Source organism: Paraburkholderia sp. FW306-02-B (assembly GCF_058782725.1).
In genome coordinates this window covers 995,396-1,018,800 of sequence record NZ_JBYSXZ010000002.1, presented here as the reverse complement: position 1 = coordinate 1,018,800, position 23,405 = coordinate 995,396, and the positions used below count along the sequence as shown (strand labels likewise).

Annotated in this window: 17 protein-coding genes and 1 pseudogene; 10 read left to right on the top strand and 8 right to left on the bottom strand. The window is 62.5% G+C overall.

What is annotated here, in order from left to right:
• Positions 1-651 precede the first annotated feature (651 nt).
• Positions 652-2,016 (top strand): sensor domain-containing diguanylate cyclase, encoded by a 1,365-nt coding sequence (locus tag AC3WOG_RS25585; RefSeq protein ID WP_492580676.1) that lies wholly within the window; start codon positions 652-654, stop codon positions 2,014-2,016.
• A gap of 279 nt (positions 2,017-2,295) precedes the next feature.
• Here AC3WOG_RS25585 and prpF read toward each other — a convergent pair whose 3' ends face one another.
• From prpF to prpC, 3 genes are all read right to left on the bottom strand, one after another.
• Positions 2,296-3,495: a 2-methylaconitate cis-trans isomerase PrpF gene (gene prpF / locus AC3WOG_RS25580; RefSeq protein ID WP_492580675.1), complete on the bottom strand. Its 1,200-nt coding sequence runs from the start codon at positions 3,493-3,495 to the stop codon at positions 2,296-2,298.
• Between the two features lie 68 nt (positions 3,496-3,563).
• Positions 3,564-6,158 carry a Fe/S-dependent 2-methylisocitrate dehydratase AcnD gene (acnD, locus tag AC3WOG_RS25575; RefSeq protein WP_492580674.1) on the bottom strand — a complete coding sequence of 865 codons (2,595 nt, stop codon included), beginning with the start codon at positions 6,156-6,158 and terminating at the stop codon, positions 3,564-3,566.
• Between the two features lie 218 nt (positions 6,159-6,376).
• Positions 6,377-7,546: a bifunctional 2-methylcitrate synthase/citrate synthase gene (gene prpC, locus AC3WOG_RS25570; protein WP_492580673.1), complete on the bottom strand. Its 1,170-nt coding sequence runs from the start codon at positions 7,544-7,546 to the stop codon at positions 6,377-6,379.
• A 328-nt stretch (positions 7,547-7,874) separates the two neighbouring features.
• On the opposite strand from prpC, the gene prpR reads away from it, so the two are divergent.
• Positions 7,875-9,830: a propionate catabolism operon regulatory protein PrpR gene (prpR, locus tag AC3WOG_RS25565; protein WP_492580672.1), complete on the top strand. Its 1,956-nt coding sequence runs from the start codon at positions 7,875-7,877 to the stop codon at positions 9,828-9,830.
• A gap of 33 nt (positions 9,831-9,863) precedes the next feature.
• Here the strand turns inward: prpR and AC3WOG_RS25560 are convergent, their stop codons facing one another.
• Complete coding sequence (locus AC3WOG_RS25560; RefSeq protein WP_492580671.1) at positions 9,864-10,835, bottom strand: hypothetical protein; 972 nt, start codon at positions 10,833-10,835, stop codon at positions 9,864-9,866.
• A gap of 420 nt (positions 10,836-11,255) precedes the next feature.
• Entirely contained in the window at positions 11,256-12,155 is a 900-nt protein-coding gene (locus AC3WOG_RS25555; protein WP_492580670.1) for a LysR substrate-binding domain-containing protein, read from the bottom strand.
• Between the two features lie 151 nt (positions 12,156-12,306).
• Here AC3WOG_RS25555 and AC3WOG_RS25550 point away from each other — a divergent pair, with 151 nt between their 5' ends.
• The 3 genes from AC3WOG_RS25550 to AC3WOG_RS25540 all read left to right on the top strand — a co-directional run bounded on the left by AC3WOG_RS25550 (position 12,307) and on the right by AC3WOG_RS25540 (position 14,572).
• Positions 12,307-13,053, top strand: coding sequence for an SDR family NAD(P)-dependent oxidoreductase (locus AC3WOG_RS25550; RefSeq protein WP_492580669.1), 747 nt, complete (start codon positions 12,307-12,309; stop codon positions 13,051-13,053).
• A gap of 31 nt (positions 13,054-13,084) precedes the next feature.
• Positions 13,085-13,831, top strand: a complete 747-nt coding sequence (locus AC3WOG_RS25545; RefSeq protein WP_492580668.1) for an SDR family NAD(P)-dependent oxidoreductase — start codon at positions 13,085-13,087, stop codon at positions 13,829-13,831.
• 93 nt (positions 13,832-13,924) lie between these two features.
• Positions 13,925-14,572: a glutathione S-transferase family protein gene (locus AC3WOG_RS25540; protein WP_492580667.1), complete on the top strand. Its 648-nt coding sequence runs from the start codon at positions 13,925-13,927 to the stop codon at positions 14,570-14,572.
• On the opposite strand, the pseudogene AC3WOG_RS25535 reads toward AC3WOG_RS25540, so the two are convergent.
• A pseudogene (locus tag AC3WOG_RS25535) lies at positions 14,551-14,746 on the bottom strand (hypothetical protein); the annotation flags it as partial. The gene AC3WOG_RS25540 and the pseudogene AC3WOG_RS25535 overlap by 22 nt on opposite strands.
• Positions 14,747-14,771: 25 nt before the next feature.
• Positions 14,772-17,567 (bottom strand): UPF0182 family membrane protein, encoded by a 2,796-nt coding sequence (locus AC3WOG_RS25530; protein ID WP_492580666.1) that lies wholly within the window; start codon positions 17,565-17,567, stop codon positions 14,772-14,774.
• Positions 17,568-17,812: 245 nt separating this feature from the next.
• Between AC3WOG_RS25530 and AC3WOG_RS25525 the strand changes: the two genes are divergently transcribed.
• The 5 genes from AC3WOG_RS25525 to AC3WOG_RS25505 all read left to right on the top strand — a co-directional run bounded on the left by AC3WOG_RS25525 (position 17,813) and on the right by AC3WOG_RS25505 (position 21,396).
• Positions 17,813-18,250 (top strand): SRPBCC family protein, encoded by a 438-nt coding sequence (locus AC3WOG_RS25525; protein ID WP_492580665.1) that lies wholly within the window; start codon positions 17,813-17,815, stop codon positions 18,248-18,250.
• A 56-nt stretch (positions 18,251-18,306) separates the two neighbouring features.
• Entirely contained in the window at positions 18,307-19,005 is a 699-nt protein-coding gene (locus AC3WOG_RS25520) for a DUF899 family protein (protein ID WP_492580664.1), read from the top strand.
• 388 nt (positions 19,006-19,393) lie between these two features.
• Complete coding sequence (locus AC3WOG_RS25515) at positions 19,394-19,954, top strand: sigma-70 family RNA polymerase sigma factor (protein ID WP_492580663.1); 561 nt, start codon at positions 19,394-19,396, stop codon at positions 19,952-19,954.
• The gene (locus AC3WOG_RS25510) at positions 19,951-20,682 is read left to right on the top strand and encodes an anti-sigma factor (protein ID WP_492580662.1); all 732 of its coding nucleotides are present in this window, start codon (positions 19,951-19,953) and stop codon (positions 20,680-20,682) included. Before AC3WOG_RS25515 ends, AC3WOG_RS25510 begins: the two co-directional genes overlap by 4 nt.
• Before the next feature lie 147 nt (positions 20,683-20,829).
• The gene (locus AC3WOG_RS25505; protein ID WP_492580661.1) at positions 20,830-21,396 is read left to right on the top strand and encodes a fasciclin domain-containing protein; all 567 of its coding nucleotides are present in this window, start codon (positions 20,830-20,832) and stop codon (positions 21,394-21,396) included.
• 88 nt (positions 21,397-21,484) lie between these two features.
• Here AC3WOG_RS25505 and AC3WOG_RS25500 read toward each other — a convergent pair whose 3' ends face one another.
• On the bottom strand, positions 21,485-22,972 hold the full coding sequence (locus tag AC3WOG_RS25500; RefSeq protein WP_492580660.1) for an MEDS domain-containing protein: 1,488 nt from the start codon (positions 22,970-22,972) through the stop codon (positions 21,485-21,487).
• Positions 22,973-23,405 lie beyond the last annotated feature (433 nt).

The window sequence follows — 23,405 nt, the reverse complement described above, 5'->3', positions numbered from 1 at the left end:
GATTTCACCTGGCGGGGGGTGACATCGTCAGCTCGGCTCGATCAGCCTTGTTTTGAACACCGTCCTTAACTTCCAACATACCAATCAAATTCCATGCACAACTCGCGTCTTGCACTTTGCGGTGGCAGCTTTCGATCGAACTGAACGGTCGGATTGTTGGGCCAACGCAGCTGTTCGCCGTGTACAGAGGCGGACATTGCCGACTGGCCGCTCTCGGAATGCCTGGCTACGGCCGATCACATGAGCACATGCCAGCCGGCACGCCACGGCGAACGACCGCTTGACCCGCGCAGTCGTCTGTCGACGTGACCGAGCGATTGGCCGTTGTACTTCGGAACCCGCCGTTCGGTGGGCGAGACATCGAACGTCCGTGAAGGGTCGCGCACGGCCCGTCGAGTAAGGCGCAGTCCGGCCACAAGCTGTCATTAATCGGTAACTTCAAACACCCACCTGGATGCCCCGTCCATCCTGGCAACGGACATTCAAGCATCGGGCTTGATCCGACAGCAGAAGATGCGCAGTATCATCTGAACAATTGCCGTATGCGGGCGGCGATCTGTTTGTATGTTCTAGCCGAATCGAAACGCAGCTGCGCGACCACAGCGTCGATTCCCGTGAGCTCTGAAGAAATATAAAACGCAGGTGGATTTCATGGAAAGTTTCCTGACGCAACATGCCACGCGCAAACAAACGATAACTGTCGGGTTCATCGCATTGCTCATCCTGCTGGTCTTCGCAATCGCCGCTCCCCGCGCGACCGTGACTCTACCCGCCGTCGCCCCTTTCATGCCGATGTGCGCGTTGACCGTATTCACCACGGCGGGCATCGCGACTTTCTTGCTCGCCGCCCAGTTCACAGCGACTCGACAGCCGGTCCTTGGCGCGCTTGGTGGCGCATACGCCTTCACCGCGCTGGCCGTGGCCGTGCAGCTGTTGACCCTTCCAGGCGTTTTTACGCCGACCGGCCTCTTGGGAGCTGGTCCGCATAGTTCCGCCTGGATGTGGGTCTTCTGGCACGGTGGGTTTCCGTTCTTCGTGATTCTGGCCGCATTGACGCGCTATCGATTCGAGCAAGCGCCGATCGGAGCAACACGTGTCGGCCTGTGGGCGTGGTTGCTGATCGGTGGACCTATCGTGATTGGTGCCGCGCTTTGCGTGTTCGCCATTTACGGCAATCTGCCTCCCGCCCTCAACTCGGCGACCGGGATCAGCATATTGCCAAACGACACGACGGCCTGTGTCACGTGGTCGCTCAACATCGCCGCAATTGTCATCGTCCTGGTGACCGGCCGCCTGCGTTCCGTGCTTGACCAATGGCTATTGATCGCTGTGCTGGCTTGTTTCGTCGATACCACACTGAATTTTCTTAGTACAGCGCGGTTCAGCGTGGGTTGGTATATCGCTCGGATTTTCAGCATGTTCGCGCCGGGTGTGGTGGTTTGCTTGCTTGTATGGGAGGTCAACCTGCTTTATCGCAGACTCTTCGATGCTCATACATCTTTGCTACGGATATCTGTCCGTGATGGGCTGACGGGGGTCTACAACCGTGCCTATTTCGACGAGCAGTACCGCAAGGAGTTTGATCGCGCCAAACGTGCGCATGCGCCGCTATCGCTTATCCTCATCGATATCGATCTTTTCAAGCAATACAACGATGCCTTTGGACATCTCAAGGGAGATGCATGCCTGGCCGCTGTAGCGAGCGCTCTTGCCGGAGTCCTGCAGCGCCCAGCCGACTTCGTCGCCCGCTACGGCGGGGAGGAATTCGTGATCGTCTTGCCCGAAACGGACCTGCGCGGCTCTTCTGAAATCGCGGAACAAGCCCGCGAAGCGGTAATGCAACTGAGCCTTGAGACACCCACTCCCGTTGGGTACGTAACGATCAGCGCCGGGTGTGCCGTTGTTGGACCAGGTCGCATCCTCCCGCCCGATGATCTTGTCGGAGCGGCCGATGCGGCGTTGTACCGAGCAAAATCCGCGGGGCGGAATCGGGTTCAGCTCGCCGTGGACCGATGATCGTGTTACGCATGCCGATGGCCGGAACCGGAACCGGAACCGGAACCGGAGCCGGAGCCGGAGCCGGAGCGAGCGTTACGACGGGAATGGCCGTTATAACTCGTGCGCTGACTCAAAACGTTGCCCCGTCGAACGGCGCTTATGGGTCGAGGTCGTATGAAAACGCAAAAGTACTCGGTCTTCGAGTGTCGCTTTACTCTTCTCGAGTCGCTGCCAAGCCGATACGGCGCGATCTGAAGGGTCGATTTTTTAGCTACGCCGACCCGCCACCCACGAGCATCACTTCCCCACGAATCCATCTCCAGGCACGCGCACCCACCCTTCCATCAACACCCGAGCGCTGCGACTCATGACGGCCTTAGTCACGGTCCACTCGCCATCATTCAGACGAGCCTCCGCACCCACCCGCAACGTCCCCGATGGATGCCCAAACCGCACCGCATCACGCTCCCCGCCACCCGCAGCAAGATTCACCAGCGTCCCCGATATCGCAGCCGCCGTACCGATCGCAACCGCGGCCGTCCCCATCATCGCGTGATGCAGCTTGCCCATCGACATCGCCCGCACGAGCAGATCGACATCACCGGCGGCAACGCGCTTACCACTCGACGCAACGTAATCGGCCGGCCTGGCGACGAAGGCAACCTTCGGCGTATGTTGCCGCGTCGCGATCTCATCGAGATGCTTGATAAGACCCATCCGCAGCGCGCCATAAGCACGAATAGTCTCGAACATCGCCAGCGCCTTATCGTCGCTATTGATCGCATCCTGCAACTCGGTGCCCGTATAGCCGATCGCTGCCGCGTTCACAAAGATGGTCGGAATGCCGGCATTGATCATCGTCGCCTTCAGCGTGCCGACGCCCGGCACGTCCAGATCGTCGACCAGATTGCCCGTCGGGAACATCGCGCCGCCGGCCCCCTCTTCTTCAGCAGCCGGATCCATGAACTCGAGTTGCACCTCCGCCGCAGGAAACGTCACGCCGTCGAGTTCGAAGTCACCGGTTTCCTGCACGGCGCCATCGGTAATCGGCACATGCCCGATGATGGTCTTGCCGATATTGGCCTGCCAGATGCGCACGGTAGCCACACCGTTTTGCGGAATGCGGCTCGCGTCGACCAGCCCGGCACTGATCGCAAACGGCCCCACGGCGGCAGAAAGATTGCCGCAGTTGCCGCTCCAGTCGACAAAGGCTTGATCGATGGAGACCTGACCGAACAGGTAATCGACGTCGTGATCGGGCCGGCTGCTCTTCGCGATGATGACCGTCTTGCTGGTGCTCGACGTCGCGCCGCCCATGCCGTCGATCTGTTTGCCATAAGGGTCCGGGCTGCCGATCACACGCATCAGCAGCGCATCGCGCACCGCGCCCGGCACCTGGGCGGCTTCGGGCAAATCCTGCAGGCGGAAGAACACGCCTTTGCTGGTGCCGCCCCGCATGTAGGTCGCCGGAATTTTGATCTGAGGTTGTTGGGCCATGAAAATGTTGTCCTGACGTGGATGGGCGGCACGTCGTCGTACCGCCCGAACACAATGATCCGTGCTTGTTATGCAGCCTTCGACGACTCGAGAAAATCCTGCGCGAAGCGTTGCAACACGCCGCCGGCTTCGTAGATGGACACTTCTTCCGCGGTGTCGAGCCGGCAGGTCACCGGCACCTCCACACGCTCGCCGCTCCTGCGATGAATCACGAGCGTGAGGTCGGCGCGCGGTTTGCGTTCGCCGATCACATCGAAGGTCTCGGTGCCGTCGATACCGAGCGTGTTACGGTTCACGCCGGGTTTGAATTCCAGCGGCAGCACGCCCATGCCGACCAGATTGGTGCGGTGAATGCGCTCGAAGCCTTCGGCGACAATCGCTTCCGCGCCGGCGAGACGCACGCCCTTGGCCGCCCAGTCACGCGACGAGCCCTGGCCGTAGTCGGCCCCGGCAATCACGATCAGCGGCTGCTTGCGCTCCATGTAGGTCTCGATGGCTTCCCACATGCGCGTCACCTTGCCCTCGGGCTCGATGCGGGCCAGCGAACCGGCCTTCACCTTGCCGTTTTCCAGCACCATCTCGTTCTTCAGCGTGGGGTTCGCGAAGGTGGCGCGCTGCGCGGTGAGGTGATCGCCGCGGTGAGTGGCGTAGGAGTTGAAGTCTTCCTCCGGCAGACCCATCTTCGCCAGATATTCGCCGGAAGCGCTATCGGCGAGGATCGCGTTGGACGGCGACAGGTGGTCGGTGGTGATGTTGTCGCCCAGCACGGCCAGCGGGCGCATGCCCTTGAGCGAACGCTCGCCGGCCAACGCACCTTCCCAGTACGGCGGGCGGCGGATGTAGGTACTCGTCGGGCGCCAGTCGTACAACGGGTTGGCCTGCGCGCCGGTATCGACGGACACGGCGAACATCGGCTCATACACCTTGCGGAACTGCTCCGGCTTCACGCTGGAAGCGAAGATCGCGTCGATCTCTTCATCGGACGGCCAGATATCCTTCAGCGTCACGGGCTTGCCGTCGCCGTCGATCCCCAGCACGTCCTTCTCGATGTCGAAGCGGATGGTGCCGGCAATCGCGTACGCGACCACCAGCGGCGGCGACGCGAGGAAAGCCTGCTTCGCATACGGATGAATACGACCGTCGAAGTTGCGATTGCCGGACAGCACAGCGGTTGCATACAGATCGCGGTCGACGATTTCCTTCTGGATCACCGGATCCAGCGCACCCGACATGCCGTTGCACGACGTGCAGGCATAAGCGACGACGCCAAAGCCCAGCTGTTCCAGTTCCGGCAGCAGCCCGGCCTCTTCCAGATACAGCGTGACGGCCTTCGAACCCGGCGCCAGCGAGGTCTTCGCCCACGGCTTGCGGGTGAGTCCACGCCGGTTCGCGTTGCGGGCCAGCAAACCGGCGGCGATCATGTTGCGCGGGTTGTTGGTATTCGTGCAACTGGTAATCGCCGCGATGATCACCGCGCCGTCCGGCATCAGCCCAGGCTCGTTCTCCACCTTGCCGCTGATGCCGCGCGCCGCCAGTTCCGAAGTCGGCACGCGCTTGTGCGGATTGGACGGACCGGCAATATTACGCACCACTGACGACAGATCGAAGCTGATCACCCGCTCGTACTCGGCGTTCTTCAGGCTGTCCGCCCAGAGGCCGGTTTCCTTCGCGTAGGTTTCCACCAGTTTGACCAGTTCATCGTCGCGGCCAGTGAGCTTCAGATACTTGATGGTCTGCTCGTCGATGTAGAACATCGCGGCGGTGGAGCCGAACTCCGGCGCCATGTTGGCAATCGTCGCGCGGTCGCCCAGCGTCAAGTGGGAAGCGCCTTCGCCATAGAACTCCAGATACGAGGACACCACCTTCTCGTTACGCAGGAACTCGGTCAAGGCCAGCACGATGTCCGTCGCGGTGATGCCCGGCTGCGGCTTGCCGGCCAGCTCCACGCCGATGATGTCCGGCAGACGCATCCACGAAGCACGGCCCAGCATCACGCTCTCGGCTTCGAGACCGCCCACGCCGATCGCGATCACGCCCAGCGCGTCGACCATCGGGGTGTGCGAGTCGGTGCCGACCAGCGTGTCGGGGAAAGCCACGCCATCCTTCACCTGCACCACCGGGCTCATGCGCTCCAGGTTGATCTGATGCAGGATGCCGTTGCCCGGTGGAATCACGTCGACGTTCCTGAACGCGAGCCTGGTCCAGTTGATGAAATCGAAGCGGTCTTCGTTGCGACGGTCTTCGATTGCGCGGTTCTTCGCGAACGCATCCGGGTCGAAGCCGCCGCACTCGACGGCGAGCGAATGGTCCACCACCAGCTGCGTCGGCACGACCGGGTTGACCATCGCAGGGTCTCCGCCTTGCGCGGCAATCGCATCGCGCAGGCCGGCGAGGTCGACCAGCGCCGTCTGACCCAGAATGTCATGACACACCACACGCGCCGGGAACCACGGAAAATCCAGCTCTCGCTTGCGTTCGATGATCTGCTCAAGCGATGCCGTCAACGTGGCCGGGTCGCAGCGCCGCACGAGGTTTTCGGCCAGCACGCGCGACGTGTACGGCAGTTTGTCATAGGCGCCCGGCTGGATTGCGTCGACAGCAGCACGCGTGTCGAAGAAATCCAGCTCGGTGCCGGGAAGGCGTTTGCGGTTTGCAGTATTCATGGCTTAGGGGACAAAACAGTAATGGTCCGGGGACGGTGTGGCGGTCGAGCTTCAGTTTAGCTTGTCAGCTTGCCGCGGGTCTCGCGGACAAGCGTGCAAAACGCGCCGCAAAAAAACAGCCTTGACTCGGGGTTCCAGCGAGCCAAGGCCCAACTTCATTACGTCGCGCTCATTTGACGCAATGGAGGAGAAACGCTTGCGGCTTTGCCCGTACGCCTTCAGACGCGTTTGGCGAGCGGCACGAACGGCAGATCGTCGGGCCCGGTGTAATTCGCGCTCGGACGGATGATCTTGTTGTCGATCCGTTGCTCGATGACGTGCGCGCTCCAGCCAGCCGTGCGGGCGATCACGAACAGCGGCGTGAACATCGACGTCGGCACGCCCATCATGTGATACGAAACCGCGCTGAACCAGTCGAGATTCGGGAACATCTTTTTCACATCTGCCATCACTGTTTCAAGTCGCTCGGCGATGCTGAACAGCCTGGTGCTGCCCGCTTCCTTCGACAGCTTCTTCGCGACTTCCTTGATCACCTTGTTGCGCGGATCGGAGATCGTGTACACCGGGTGGCCGAAACCGATCACCACTTCCTTGTTCTCGACGCGACGGCGGATGTCGGTTTCGGCTTCGTCGGGTGTCTGGTAGCGCGACTGGATCTCGAACGCGGCTTCGTTGGCGCCGCCGTGTTTCGGGCCGCGCAGCGCGCCGATCGCACCGGTGATCGCCGAGTAGATATCCGAGCCCGTACCCGCGATCACGCGGCCGGTGAAGGTCGACGCGTTGAATTCATGCTCGGCGTACAGGTTCAGCGACACGTGCATCGCGTCGACCCACGCCTTCGACGGCTCCACGCCGTGCAGCAGGTGCAGGAAGTGGCCGCCGATCGAATCGTCGTCGGTTTCGACTTCGATGCGCTTGCCGTTGTGCGAGTAGTGATACCAGTACAGCAGCATCGAGCCGAGCGAGGCCATCAGCTTGTCGGCGATGTCGCGTGCGCCGGGCAGGTTGTGGTCGTCTTTCTCGGGCAGCACGGTGCCCAGCACCGATACGCCGGTGCGCATCACGTCCATCGGATGCGCCGCGGCCGGAATCCATTCGAGCGCGGCTTTCACATTCGCGGGCAGGCCACGCAGCGCCTTGAGTTTGGTCTTGTAGGCGGTCAGTTCGGCCTGGGTCGGCAGTTTTTCGTGCACCAGCAGATAGGCGATCTCTTCGAATTCGCAGGCGCTCGCGATATCGAGAATGTCGTAGCCGCGATAGTGCAGGTCGTTGCCGGTTTTGCCGACCGTACAAAGTGCAGTGTTCCCCGCCGTCACGCCCGACAGCGCGACGGATTTCTTCGGTTTGAATGCGCCGGTGGTCGGCGTGCTGTTGTCTGCTTCGCTCATGTTTTTGTCTCCAACTGCGGGGGTTACTTTTCGCGGCCTGCCACGCGTCGAGCTTGTCTTCGCACGCGTAAATAGCCAGGGTATTGGGTACAGGCCGGCGCGCGGCCTCATGGTGTCCTGTGAAACGGATGCTTATAACGCAAAGAACGGGCCATGCGCGGCAGTTCGAGCTAAGTACCTGATTTAACGAAAAATCGCCTACGGATCATGGTCGCGCAATATTTCATAAGTGAAATCTCGATTTCGAATTCGAAACGATTTCGCGCATAATAGACGGACGCCTGAACCCTTCCCGACCTCTTCCTGAACTGTTAGCGAGCCGCCTGTCGTGAACACCCCACCCTTCGACCCCGCGCAGCGCCCCCGCATCTGGGCCGTCAGCATCAGCCGGTTGCGCGATCTGTTTTTCGATATCGCCGGCGAGTACGTCGAACGCGCGGACCTGCGCATCGTCTCGCACGGCTTCGAGGATGCCGTGCATGAGATCGACGCGGTGGGCGCGGGGCGTCCGGATGTCGTGATTGCCGGCGGTTCGAACGGCGCGTACCTGAAAACACGCGTGTCGGTTCCGGTCGTGCTGATCAACCCGACCGGCTTCGACGTGATGCACGCCCTCGCGCGAGCACGGCGCGACGGCGCGTCAGTGGCCCTCGTCACGCACGGCGACACACCCGACGAAGTACGGCGCTTCACCGCCGCGTACGGCATCGATGTTGTGTTCGCTTCGTATCAGTCGGCGCAAGACGCGGAGAGTGTCGTCCTCGACCTGCGCGATCGGGGTATCGACGTGGTTGTCGGCCCCGGACTCGTGACCGATCTTGCCGCCAGCGCCGGCATGGGCGCGGTGTTTCTTTATTCGCGTGCGTCGGTGCGTGCCGCGTTCGACACGGCGCTCGAAGTCGCGCAGGCAACCCGTCGCGAAACGGTTCGCCGTCAACGGCTCGACAATCTGCTGCAGCATCTGCGCGATGGCGTCGTCGCGCTGGATGCGCAAGGGCGAGTCGAGGCGATGAACCAGCGCCTGGCTGCCGTGCTCGGCATCGACGCGGCGAAGGCGGTGGGCCGCTCCCTGCTCGAACTGGCACCCGATCTCGCAGGCGCGCTGCCGGACTCGGACGACGACACGTTCGTCCCGGTACGCGGCGTGAGCTATGCCGTGCATCGCGGGCCGCTCGCGGGCAACGGCGCGGCGGCCGGCACCGTGCTGACGTTTCAGGAATCGCGTGCGGTCGAACGGCTCGACCGCACGTTGCGCTCGCGGCAGCGCGTGCAGCAGTTCACGGCGCGTTACCGGCTCGACGATATCGTCGGCGCATGCGCGTCGATCGAGCGGGTGCGCACGCTCGTGCAACGCTACGCAAAGTCGGACGCTACCGTGCTGATTCTCGGCGAGAGCGGAACCGGCAAGGAAATGGTCGCGCAGAGCATGCATCAGCTGAGTGCGCGGCGCGACTTTGCGTTCGTCGCGATCAATTGCGGCGCGTTTCCTGAGGCATTGCTCGAAAGCGAGCTGTTCGGCTATGAGGAGGGCGCGTTCACTGGCGCGCGCAAAGGCGGCAAGGCCGGGCTGATCGAAGTGGCGCATCGCGGCACGCTGTTTCTCGACGAAATCGCCGAAATGCCGTTGTCGTTGCAAAGCCGTCTGCTGCGTGTATTGCAGGAACGCGAAGTCGTTCGGCTCGGCTCGACGGAGCCGACCCGAGTCGACATTCGTGTCGTCGCGGCAACGCATCGCGCGTTGACCGAGGGCATCGAGGCGGGCCGCTTCCGCGCGGACCTCTACTACCGGCTCAACATCCTGAGCATTGCCCTACCCCCGTTGCGTGAGCGGCCAACCGATCTGCAACCGCTTGCCGTCGAACTGCTGCTACAGGCCGCGACGCGCGAGCCGAGGCTTGCCGCTCGAATCCCCGACGCGGATGCCGCTACCCGTGTCCTTGCCGGCATTGGCGAGCCGTTGCGACGTTACGCGTGGCCAGGCAATGTGCGTGAATTGCAGAACGTGATCGAACGGATCGCGGTTGAACTGGCTGACGCGGACCCTGACGAGGCAGAAGAAACTGTCCTTACGCGCGATGTGCTGCGCACTGTCGCGCCTGAAATCTTCGAATCGTCCGCGCGCATCGAGCAAGCGGCACTGACGTTGCGCGAGCGCAGCCGCCATGTGGAAGCAGATGAAATCCGCGCGGCGCTGGCTGCGTGCGACGGCGATCGCGACGCGGTCTGCAAGGCGCTCGGCATCAGCAAGACGACGTTGTGGCGGAAGTTGAACGCGGCGCAATAGTGCGGACGTCGCTTGGTATCCGCACGTCATCGCTCATGACCAGTGCGCCGGGACCCAGATGTTCCCTATCCAGTAGTGGCCCGGTACCCGCACTACAGGGCGCGGAGCAGGTGCAACGTAGACGGTGCGTGGCGCGACATACACGGCGGGCGGCGGGGGCGGCGGTACGTAAACGACCGGGGGCGGCGGCGCATAGACAACCGGAGGCGGCGGCACATACACGACCGGCGGCAGCGCAACAACGACCGGCTTCGGCGCGACGACGACCGTTGTGCTGCCCGTCGTGACGACGCCGGTGGTCACAACCGTCCCACTCGTCGTCACGGTGTTGCCGTGCGTGCCCGTGGCGCTGGTCGAGGTCGTAACGACGCCTGGAGCGACGCGCGTTGCCGTGCCGGAGTGATTGACGGTCCCGCCGTCCGAGCCCGTCACCGTGCCCGAACGGGAGCACGAAGCGCCTGCACAGTTTGTCGATGCCGAATGGTTGACCGTGTTGCCGTTCGAGCCCGTGACGGAACCGGACGACGAATACTGGCCCGGTGCGGTTTTGGTCACGTCGCTGGAGGTGCTAGCCGTTTTGCCGTCCGGTCCGGTGAGGGTGCCGGTGTGCGAGCACGTACCGCCCGCGCAACTGGTGTCACCGTTGTGCTGGACCGAGTTGCCGTAGCGTCCTGTCGCGCTGCCCGAATTCGAAAACTGGCCCGGTGCGTTGCGGGTTACCGTACCGGTGTTGCTCGCGAAGCCACCATAGGGGCCGGCGACGCCGCCCGCATGCGAACAGCTGCTTCCGCCGCACGAGCCATAACGCGCGCCGTTATACGTGCCGCGCGACGTGTACGCGGTACCGTGTTGCGACCAGGCGAAAGCTGAAGCGCTGCCGAGAGCAAGCACGGCGACGGTTGCGGTGAGCACGAGCTTGCGCAGGGCGCCGCGCGTGGAGGTGGTGATCGTGACGCGGGCGTGGCAGGCGGCGGTGGCGCGGACGACGAAAGAGCGGATTTTCACAGTATGTCCTTCCTGGTTGCGGGCCACTTCCAGCACTGCGGTGTGGCGATGAGCGGACTATAGAAGGACGCATGGAATTAATCAGCTACGAAGATATGTCACGCGGTTTCACCGCGACAGAGGCCCGCCAGGCGATGATTTGCGAGCAGAGGGAACGCGCCGCGACATATTTCGACATAAATTGTTGCGGGTCGACATGCGCTGCGGCTGCGCGTACTTCATACCGGCCGGGGTCACCGGCGACCAGCATTTCCCGAATTCTTTCTGCAAACAGTGGCGCACCTGTTGTGACCCGCGACGAGTCAATCGATACGACCGCTGCTATGTCCGCCAACGAAGGACTATCGGCCAACGGCCGGAGCCCCGGCGAGCGCTGGATACGTGTTCGCCAGACACGAGCGCACTACGCCGGGCTCTTCCTCACGAGGATCGTGTAGTCGACTGCGCGGTGAGCTCTTCTGCTTTCGAAAGAAAGAGCTTCAGGACTGGAGAGGTGTTCGACCTGCTGTAGCCGATAACGAGATCAACTGTCGGTGCATCGCCTTCAAGGGGCCGGCTGACAACCGACCATGGCAGCAGGTTGGTCGCGTACTCCGGCATCAACGCCAGCCCACGCGTAGACGCCACGAGCGACATCGCCATCGCGAGATTGTCGACGCCGTGTTCGGGCGTGATATCGACTCCGCTCTCTCGCAGATACCGCTCGATCACATCGTGTAGCACGTTCGCCTTGTTCGACGCCATGATGAACGTCTCGCCCACGAGATCCTCCGGGCGGATCGCCGCTCGTGCGGTCAACCGGTGGTCGCTGGGCATCAGCACAATGAGCTTCTCCCTGCTGACTACGCGATAGTCGAGATCGAATCCCGGTTCGGCGCGCAGAAACGCGAGGTCGAGCCGGCCACGCGCTAGCGCATCGGCAAGGTCAGGCGAATAGCTGCTCGATACGGTGACTTCGATACTCGGCAATTCATCGCGCAGAACCTGCATGGCGCGCGGCAGCCAGGTTATTTCCTCTCCGGTCTGAAAACCAAGCGCAAAGGACTGTTTCACCGGCTGCGCTGCGCGGCGCGCAGCCTCGGTCGCGGCGTCGACCTGCGCGAGCGCCAGTCGCGCATGGTCGAGGAAAGCCTTGCCCGCCGCCGTCAGCTCGACGCCGCGCGTACTGCGGCTGAACAGTTCCGCACGGACCTCGTCTTCCAGATCGCGAATCTGCCGGCTAAGCGATGGCTGCGAGGTGTGCAGGCGCTGTTCGGCCGCAACCGTGAGGCTGCCCGTCTCCGCGACGGCAACGAAATAGCGCAGATGTCGAAGCTCCATGGATTCCTCGCCGATATCCCATGCCTCACAGGCATGCCCACCAGCCTACAAAGTCTTTTTGCTTTCCGCAATAGGCTACTAGATTAACCATCAGGCACCGACACAGCGCCTTCGCCCCATACCTTTCATCTATATCACAGAGGAATCTGAAATGAACAACCCAGTCGTTGTAATCACCGGCGCGCTTACCGGTATCGGCCGCGCCACAGCATTGGCCTTCGCGGACAGCGGCGCCCATCTCGTCATTTCCGGTCGCCGTGAAGCCGAAGGCAACGCGCTCGAAGCCGAACTTCGCGGACTCGGCGCAGACGCCGTCTTTGTCCGCGCCGACGTCCGTGACGACGAAGATGTTCGCGGCCTCGTCGATCAGGCCGTCACCCGCTTCGGCCGCATCGATATTGCCGTCAACAATGCCGGCACGGAGGGTCAACCGGGTTCTGTCGTCGACCAGACGGCGGAAAGCTACTCCGCGACCTTCGACACCAACGTGCTCGGCACGCTGCTCAGCATGAAGCACGAACTGCGCGTGATGCAGCCACAGGGGCACGGCAGCATCGTCAACGTGTCGTCGACCTACGGCCATGAAGGCGCCGCTCACGCGTCGGTCTACGTCGGCAGCAAACACGCGGTCGAAGGCATGACGAAGTCGGCTGCGCTCGAAGTTGCAGCGTCAGGCGTGCGCGTCAACGCAGTCGCGCCGGGACCGACCGAAACCGGCATGCTCGACCGCTTCACCGGCACGGCGGAGCGCAAGGCGGCGCTTGTCTCGACGGTGCCGCTGGGCCGCATCGGCCAGCCTGACGATATCGCCCGCGCGATCCTGTTTCTCGCGTCCGATGCAGCGTCGTTCATGACGGGCCAGATCGTCTCTGTCGACGGTGGCAAGACAGTAGGTTGATTCCAGACAAAGGCCCACCAGGAGGATCGCCATGACCCACCTCGCAGGAAAGACCGCTCTCGTCACCGGCGCATCACGCGGCATCGGCCGCGCCAGTGCGCTCGCACTCGCCAAGGCAGGCGCGCAGGTGCTCGTTCACTACAGCAGCGGGGAAAAAGAAGCGGATGCTGTCGTGGCCGAAATTCGTGCGGCGGGCGGCAACGCCCAGAAAGTAACCGCGAATCTGCGCGATGCCGACGGCCCGCATACGCTCGCCAAGCGCGTGCGTGCTGTGGTCGGCCACCGCCTGGACATTCTGGTGGCGAACGCCGGCATTTCAAAGGCGGCAAGCATCGAGGAAACGACTGTCGATGATTTCGACGACCTGTTCGCCGTGAACGTGCGCGCGCCCTACTTTCTCCTGCAGCAGTTACTGCCGGTGATGTGCAAAGGCAGCAACGTGGTGCTGCTCTCGTCGCTCGCGGCGCATGCCACGGTGGGCAAGCTCCCGGCCTACGCGGCGACCAAGGGCGCGGTCGATACGCTCGTCAAGCATTTCGCTTCCGCACTCGGCGAACGCGGCATTCGCGTGAATGCGGTTGCGCCCGGTGTCGTCGAAACCGACATGTCCAACTTCACGAAGACCGACGCGGGACGCGAGCTCACGCTCGGCATGCAGGCGTTAAAGCGCGTCGCGCAACCCGATGACATCGGCAGTGCGGTCGCGTTTCTCGCCTCGGATGCAGCGCGCTGGATTACCGGTGAGACGCTGCGTGTTGACGGCGGCTCGAAACTCTAGAGCGAACCGATTCACACCGATTTCCAATGTCTTCGAGAAAGTTTATTAATCAGGTATCCATATTGATATGAAAAATCGGAAAGGACGATTCAAATGACAACCGCTACACCCATGCTGTACGAATCCAAGGGCTCTCCGAACGCACGCCGTGTGCGCATCTTCATCGCGGAGAAGGGAATCGACATCCCGACGAAGCCGGTCGACCTGGGTGCCAAAGAACAGTTTTCCGATGCCTACCGCGCAATTAACCCGCGCAGCCAGGTGCCGGCTTTGGTCCTCGACGACAGCTCCGTCATCGCAGAAGTGCTCGCCATCTGGCGTTATCTGGAAGAAGCGTATCCGCAAACTCCGTTGCTGGGCACCACGGCAAAGTCGAAGGCTCTCGTCACGATGTGGGAACGCCGCGCCGAACTGGACGGCTTCGCGCCGGTCATGGAAGGCGTGCGTAACGCGGTCGCTGGACTGAAAGGCCGTGCGCTGTCAGGTCCGCATGCCTATGAGCAGATTCCCGAACTGATCGAGCGAAGCAAACAGCGCGTGGCCCACTTTTTCGCCGACTTCAATGAGCGGCTCGAGACAGTCCGGTTCGTTGCCGGCGATGAATTCTCCGCAGCGGATATCACGACGCTCGTGACGGCCGACTTCGCAACCAACGCGCTGAAGATGCCAATTCCAGTCGAACACGCCGCGTTTCAGCGATGGTACGACGAGGTATCTGCCCGGCCGAGCGCCGCCGCATGATGGGCAAGTGCCTCGCGGGCGCGCGTCCGCCGTGCCGGCGATGCCCCGGGGCGGTTTCCTTGAAGAGCGCGGCCAAGACCCGCCCAAGGTCTCCTCCATCACCACACGATCACCATAGGTGACGATCACCCGCGCCAACTCGGGCAACTGACCGGACGCCGCACGTAAGTACAGCGACGTGGAGGCGGACGAAATCAAGTCACTTCTGATCCGCGGAACGCCCAGCCCCAAGCCCCTCCAGCAGCGGCCGAAGCGCATCGAGTTCCGAGCCGAACCCGGCCCAATCCCCTGCCTTCAGTCTCTCGATCGCGCGGTCATAATGGGCAAGCGCCTCGCGGGCGCGGGCGTCCGGCGTGCCCCGGGCCGGGCCTTGAGCCGGGCCTTGAGCCGGGCCTTGAGCCGGCGCTGCCGTCGGAGCGGCTTCCTTGAAGAGCGCGGCCAACGCTTCGCCCAAGGTCTCCTCCATCACCACACGGTCGCCATAGGCGGCGATCACCCGCTTCAACTCGGGTAGCTGACCGGACGCCGCGCGTAAGTAGAGCGGCGAGATGTAGAGGATCGAGTTCTCGATTGGCACGACCAGAAGATGGCCGCGGATGACGCGCGAGCCCATCTGATTCCACAGCGAGATCTGCTGCGAGATCTCGGTATTCTGCTGGATGCGCGCCTCGATCTGGAACGGCCCATAGACCAGCTTGTCCTTCGGGAACGCGTAGACGACCAGCTTGCCGTACTCGGGTGGATCGCAACGCGCCGCCAACCAGGCGATCATATTTTCACGCTGGCTAGGCACCATCGGCAGCATCAGGACGAACTCGGCACGCGGCGCCCCAGGCAGCCGCATGATCATGTAGTAAGGCGTCATCGGCGTGGGGGCACTGCCACCGTCGATGCCGCCCAGGCCCCGCGGAAACTGCCAGAGATCCTCGCGGTTATAGAAAACCTCCGGCGCATCCATGTGATACGCGCGGTAGAGTTGCGCCTGAATCAGGAACAGATCTTCGGGGTAGCGGATATGCTGCTGCAGGTCTTTCGGCATCGCTTGCAAAGGCTTGAACAGGCTCGGGAAAATACGCTGGTATGTCCGCAGGATCGGATCTTCAGGATCGCTAACGTAAAAATCAACCGTGCCGTTATACGCATCGACCACCACTTTGACCGCGTTGCGGATGTAATTGGCGCCGTCGCCGATACCGGGCTGGGAGTAAGGAAACCAGTGGCTGAGGGTATACGCGTCCTGCATCCAGAAAAGGCGTCCGTTACTCGCGACGATATAGGGGTCGTGGTCGAGGCTAAGGAACGGGGCGATCGTGTGCACCCGGTCCTGAATGTTTCGGTGAAGCAGGATCCGGCTATCGTCCGTGATGTAGCCGGTCAGCAGGATGTTGGGATCGTCGAGCTGCCAGGCGAAAAGGCTGCGTCGCGCCGCGCCGCCGATAGCGACACCGTCGCGCCCCCTGTAAGCGGTGTAGACGTTGTCCTTTCCCTTCGGGTAGTCGAACTCGGGTACGTTGCCCTTCACGATGACGTAGTCCTGCCCGCCTTCGCCGAAATAGAGGCGCGGCTCGCGGATGGCCGGGCCGCCATCGGCGGCAGGCGGAATATCCCGCAGATAGAGTGACGGTAAGCCTTCCGTGGATTTCTCGGTGACCGGCGACATCACGACGCCGTTGCCGTGGGTGAACAGCAGATGCAGGTTCACCCAGGTCTGTGCGTTAGCCGGAAGCATCGCCGGCTCCAGTTCGCGCGCCGACAACATCACTTGCCGATAACCGGCGTCGAGCCGGTAGCGGTCGATGTCCACCGCGAAGAATTTGTAGTAAGTCCTGATCTCCTGTAACTGCGCGTAGGTATCCATCAGCGGCTGCACATCCCACAGGCGGATGTTGTCGATGGTCGCGCGATTAGCCTGCAGCGAAGCGAGAGTCAGCCCCTCCTCGGCCGCAAACGGCTTGACCTCGATCTGCGCAAGGCGGTAGGCCTGTCGCGTCAGCGCGATATTGTGTTCGATATAGGGCGTCTCCAACTGTAGCTCGCTCGGTTTGACATAGAAGCGCTGGAACAGCGCCGGGTAGATCACAGCGAACGCGAACGAACTGCCGAACACCAGCACCGCCGCGGCAGCAGGCAATCGATAACTCCGCAGGCGCACATTGGCCCACAAGGCGACGGCCGCCGCAGTAGCCAGGCCGACGAGCATCCATAAGACCGGCAAATCGACGTGGAGATCGGTATAGCCTGCGCCGACCACGACGCCGTTATCGTCGTAGAGCAGCAAAAAGCGGTCGAGCCAATAAGACCAGGCCTTCAGTAAAAAGAACAGGCCGAGCAGTGCCGAACCATGAGCGGTAGCGGCGGGCGAGAGTCCCCGCGCTGGCTGTTCGAGCACGATGTCGCCACGCGCGCCGTAGATGATGCCTGCAACGACCGTGCTGGCGAACAGCACCCGCAACAGCCAGTTCTTGAGCGCGAGATAGGCGGGCAGCGAGAAGAGATAGAAGCCGATGTCCTTGCCGAAGATCGGATCGCGCTCGCCAAAGGGCACCTGACGAAGGAAGCGAAGCGCCACGTCCCAGTTCGACATTTCGCTAGCGGCGATCACCAGCCCGATGAGGACGGCGCCGCCCGCGATGATCGAGCGCCACGGAATGCCCGGCGCAACCTGGTCAGCCAGTTCGCTGATGATCTCGTGCGTGCGCGACGAAAAGGCTGCGCCCGCCAGCGAGGGTTTGAAGCTGAAGCGCCGCGCGTAACGATGCGCGACAAACGCCGACATCCATATCGCGCCCGCGGAGGCGGCGAACACGGCGACAAACAGCCACGCCTTGGCGGAAAAGACCGTCCAGAAAACGTCGGCATAGCCGACCGAAGAAAACCACAGCCAGTCGACCAGGATGCCGGTGATGCGCCCGACAACAATCAGGCTGGCGACGACGACCGCAGCCGCGATGCCATAGCGTCTCCAGCGCACGCCGGATCTCACTTGCGACCGCATCGATCCTCCTCTGCTGGCTCACCGCACCTTGCCAGCGCCGACCGGACCATTGTGCACCGCCGATAGCAACCGGTACAGCCGGGATGGACCCTCGCTACCGCCACGCCGAATGCCACGCAAACGCAACATCGCGCCGCTCAGCTGAGTGTATAAATAAAGCGCCAGCCCGCGGAAACGGCAGCACCGGTTTACAGGTTCGATGCGAGGGTCGATGCGCGATGGGCCGGCGGCAATCGGAGGTAGCGATGACCGATCTCTATCATCAGATCACGATCGAAGCGCCGGCAGACCAGGTCTTCGCCGCGCTGGCCACCCAGCAAGGGCTGAGGGCGTGGTGGACCGAAGACAGCGTCGTCGAAGCGCGTCCCGGCGGCATGGCCGAATTCGGTTTCATGGATCGCAGCGTGGTTTTCCGCATGCGTTTCGACGAACTGGATCCGCCGCACCGGCTGGCGTGGTCGTGTTTCGGCGGGCCGCCGGAGTGGCTCGGCACCACCATCAGTTTCGAACTGACCGCACTCGACGCCGGCAAGACCCAAGTCTCTTTCCTGCACGCCGACGCACACTCGGCGGCCAGGACAATCGCGGAACGCAACACGACCTGGGGGTGCCTGATGCGCCAGCTCAAGCACCATCTTGAAGGCACTCCTTTCAACCCGGTGTTCAAGGTGTCGGGGCAATAACGTTGTGCGCCGCAACGAAACCGCGGCGCAGGACATCACTTTTTGCAACAGGAGCCATGATGGAACGCTCAATGCATGCCATCCGCTTTCCAGGCGAAAGCGATGAGTACCGGGCGGCGCGCAACCGCCTGCTCGAGGCCGAAGCCGATCTGCGCAGACAGACTGAACAGGTCGCCGCATTGCGGCGAAGTCTGCCGGACGGTGGCCCGTTGAAGGAGGATTACGTTTTCGACGAAGCCAGCCCGGGAGCCGCGGGCCGGGTCAAACTTTCGGAACTGTTCAGCGACGGTAAGAACACGCTGATTCTCTACAGCTTCATGTATGGCCCGGACATGAAGCAGGCCTGCCCGTCCTGCACCGCGATCCTCGATGGACTGAACGGTGTCGTGCCGCACGCGCTTCAGCGCACGAATATCGCCGTCGTAGCCAGGTCGCCAGTCGAACGCATCAGCAGTTACGCCCGCGAACGCGGCTGGAACCGACTGCGGCTGCTCTCGTCAGCCAACAACAGCTACAACGCGGACTACCAGGGCGAGACAGCTGAAGGCAATCAGAGGCCGGCGCTCAACGTATTCGTGCGGCGCGACGGCGCGATCCGGCATTTCTACTGCACCGAGCTGCTCTTCACCACACCCGACCCCGGACAGGATGCACGACATGTGGATACGATCTGGCCGCTCTGGAATCTCTTCGACATGACGCCGGAAGGACGCGGTACCGACTGGCGTCCGGCGCTGGCTTACGGGTCCAGCTAAAACCAGCGGCATCAGGTAACGGGCGAAAGGACCGCGCGTTGCCTGAAAATCGACCCGGCGAATTTTTTTGGCCAGTCTGCATCCGGCGATCCGTTTGATCCGTAAACGTCGTAGAGGACTCGCCGCGTCCCCGTGAAGTTACTTTGTTCTTCGTTGAAGGACGATCCGTCTTCGTGCCTGCGATTCGCGTTGCCGCATCGCTGAGGGTGTCCTTGTTGTCAGTTTTATGCTGAGGAAGAGTATCAAGATGCGGTGGCAACTACCACAGGAAGCACTCGTTTCGAATGACCGCCGCACTGCTAAACTACCGCTTATCCCTATCGTACGCGGCCAACCTGCAGAGAACGCGATGCACATGCAAGGAAATGCAGCGGCCGACGGCGACCGTATGGCGGACGGCGCCGAAGCCCGACGTCGCGACGAACTGAACCGGCTTCTGCTCCGGACCGGTGAAGGCGACCAGGCAGCATTCGCCACGCTCTATCAGCGCACCTCCGCAAAGCTGTTCGGAATTTGCGTGAAGATGCTGCGCGATCGCAGCGAAGCCGAGGATGTGCTTCAGGACGTCTATGTCACGGTATGGCGCCGCGCCGCGATCTTCGACCCGGGACTGGCCGGCGCCGTCACCTGGCTCGCGGCGATTGCGCGCAACCGGGCGATCGACCGCTTGCGCCACCGCCGTGAAGAATCGATGGATGAGTCAACGGAAGAGGAAATCGTCGACGAAACGCCTTCACCGGCCGCGATGGCCGAGCGCAGCCAGGAGCGCCGGCGTCTGGAGCAGTGTCTGGCGTTGCTGCCTGCCGAGCACGGAAAGATCGTGCGGGAAGCATTTTTCACGGGCGCGACGTACGCCGAACTGGCGGAGCGCCTGAGCGTGCCGCTGGGTACCCTGAAAAGCTGGATCCGGCGTAGCCTGATCCAGCTCAGAGCGTGCCTCGAACAATGAATACGCCATTACACGACCCCGACGACCTGCGGTGCGCCGAGTACGCACTGGGCGTGCTCGACGCTGCTGAGCGCCGGCAGATCGAAGAGGCCATGCGGCACGATCCTCAGCTGGCGGCGAACGTGGCTCGCTGGCAGAACCGCCTGATGTCGCTGAGCGAGGATATCGGCGAGATGACGGCGCCTCCGCAGGTGTGGGCGCGCATCCAGTCCGAGTTGGGGTTCGCCCGGTCCACGCCGCGCGGGTCACGCGTCAGACTATGGGACAACATTCGTTTGTGGCGCCTCATCGGCATCGGTTCGAGCGTCGCGGCGGTGGCGCTCGCCATCGTGTCCGTGGTGTTCGTGGTGCCTTTCGGGCAGGCACCCGTTACGGTGCCGGGCAATCGTGACTACATGGTCGCAAGCCTCGTCCGGCAAGGCGGTGGTGCAGCATGGACCGCCACCGTCGACGTTCAGCGTGCCCGCATGGTGATCGTTCCCGCAGACGGCGTACCGGCGGCGGCCGACCGTTCCACCGAACTATGGATCATCCCGCCGGGCGCTCGACCCATCTCGCTTGGCGTCGTTGCCGCAGACCGGCCGACTATCGTGTCGCTGCCACAGGACCGGCTCGCACAGTTGAATTCTCGTACGATCCTGGCTGTGTCGCTGGAGCCGCATGGCGGGTCGCCTACCGGGCAACCGACCGGGCCGGTACTGGCGAAGGGGCTTATCGGCGGGACGTGAGCCATTCCTGCCGCCATGTTCTTCGCGTGTGTCCGTATTTAATCGAAGCGCGTGCATCCGCCGGTCTGTTCGACCCGTATCTTCGATTGCTTCCAGTCCGGAAGCGTCGATCTTTCGGGGAGAACCGAAATGCAATCCTGCAACGATATGAAGACCATCGGCGCGATGCTCGCGCTCGCACTGACCCTGGGCGTGGCGACACCGGCCGCTACGGCCGGATCGATGTCCACGGATAACACCGTGGAAGTCGGCGGCGCGCCGATGTATCCGTCAAAAAATATCATCGATAACGCGGTGAAATCGAAGGACCACACGACCCTGGTTGCGGCCGTCAAGGCCGGCGGTCTCGTGGATACGCTCTCTAGCAAAGGCCCATTTACGGTCTTCGCGCCAACTAACGAAGCATTCGCGGCATTGCCGGCCGGGACGGTCGAGACGCTGCTCAAACCCGAGAACAGGACGACCCTGGTGAAAGTGCTCACGTATCACGTCGTACCGGGCCGGGTCACCGCACATGACCTCGCCATGGCAGTCGAACAGGGGGGCGGTAAGGCAAGCCTGAAAACGGTCGAGGGCGATTCGCTTATCGTCAGCAAGGACGGCAAAGGTTGGGCCATCACCGACGACAAAGGGGATATCGCCCATGTGACGATTGGCGATGTCATGCAATCCAACGGTGTGATTCATGTCGTCGACACGGTGCTGATGCCTTGACGTCCGTGTGAAAGCCTCGGGGCATCCAAACGTACGGGGCGGTCATCATAATCGCGGGCCGCACGCAACCGGCCCGCGAAGAGCATCGCTACTCGAGGACGCCCTGCCCGGCCGGCGCGGCACACACTGCACGACGCCCCTCTGCTTCGGGCGTGACCGCCTCCGGTTGCGTGTTCACGGCCACGGTCGCAAGCGGCAAGCGAACCACGAATTCGGCACCCGTGCCCGGACCGTTAGAGAACGCCTCGACAGTGCCGCCGTGGTCCGCGACGATATCGCGGACCACCGACAAACCGAGCCCGAGACCGTTCACGGCAAGCACGTGGCCCGCGAGACCGCGAGCGTACGGCTTGAAGATCGTCGCGAGTTCGCCGGGCGCGATGCCGATGCCGTTGTCGCGCACGGTGATGTAGCAATAGCGCCCGGCGCGCGCCGCCATCACTTTCACAGAATCCGTGGCCGCGGAATATTTGAGCGCGTTCAACATCAGGTTGACGAACACTTGCGTCAATTTGCCGAAGTCGCCTTGCACCAGCAGCGGCGCGCAGCTTGCCGTCAGATGAATCGGCGCATGCGCAGGCACGCCCGATTCGGCGACCTGACTGCAATGCGCAAGGAGGTCGTCGACATCCACGTAGGCCGGATGCGCTGCTTGCGTATCCCGCAACGGATGCGTCGGCGCCTCGCCGGCTTGTTCATGCGGGCTCGCATGCTGAGCATGGGCCGGCGCCATCAATTGCTGGGCCAACTGACCCAGCAGGCTCGCTTGCCGCGACAGCAGAAGCGCGTATCGCGCGAGCTGCTCGTCGTGGCCGTAGTGAGCGTTCAGCAGACGAGCGAGCAGGCCGAGTGGCGTGATCGCGTTGCGAATCTCATGGCCGATCATCGGCCCAATGGCGGGTTGGTTCGCTTCGTCGTCGGTGTCAATCTGGTCGCGAGCGGTCGCGATCCAAGGTCGTGACGTCTCCTCGGTCTCCGGGCTGCCTTGTTTGTGCGGCTGTCCCCCGCGTTCGGCACGCGGAGGCTCCACCATCGCATCGTGCAAGCGTTCGATTTCGCGAGTCTGCGCGGTGCGAAGCTGCTGCACGCAGTAGGTGCACAACCCGATGATCGGACACGCGGCCAGCCGATGCTTCAACGCCGCTTCATAGTCGAGCAATGCAGCCCAATCGGTGGTTTCGTTGCAGACAGCGTCGCCGGCTACCCTCAGCCCTTCGAAGCCGCGCCCGAGCGCGTCGTTGATCGCCGCGGACCACAAGCTGACCGTGGCGCCGCCGTCGAAGCCGCTTTTAGGGCGCGCGTAGAGTTGCGCGCCATCGAGAATCTGCAACTGACCCGATGCGGCGTATTCAGCGAGTGCGGGTGCCGTTCGCGTGAGCATATAGCGAGCTTTGTCCGGTCCCAGCAGTGCCGGTGCGACCCACACGCCTACTTCGCGATTGGCGAGTCCCGCATGCAGGAATTCCGCCGTGACGCTGAGTAGTTCGCTACGCGATTCGTAGAAGTGACACAGATGAGTGCCCCATGAGATAGGGCCAAGCGCGGCAAAACCGCTTTTACGAGATCCAGTGGTCATCGTTTCCCTGAAAGTGCGTGGGTCAAGAACCACAGTCGCGCTAGTCGGCACGTTTGCCTGCGCGCTCGAATATGAATATCACGGCACCTCGCGCGCGGATCCGTCAGTCTTGAAGACAAAAGACGGAACAGCCGCGGTCGGTTCGTTATGTGGGATTCAGCAGCAAATTAAGGTACGTGAGGGGAATTTTTAAAAAAATACCTGTTTTCCCTAGCCGCGTCTTTGCTGCCGGAACGCATGTTTGTCATACGCGCGTCATGGTGGTCAAGCATGGCACTGGGTGGCAACGTCGATGCCGAAATCGAACGAACGAACGAACGATCGATCGATCGTGGTGAGTTGTCCTCGTGCCCCCAACCGCTAATCGCAGTTACCGGCGGCGGCATGCTCTATCGACTCGATCGACGCGGCCGTGACGCCAAGCTGCTCTTTC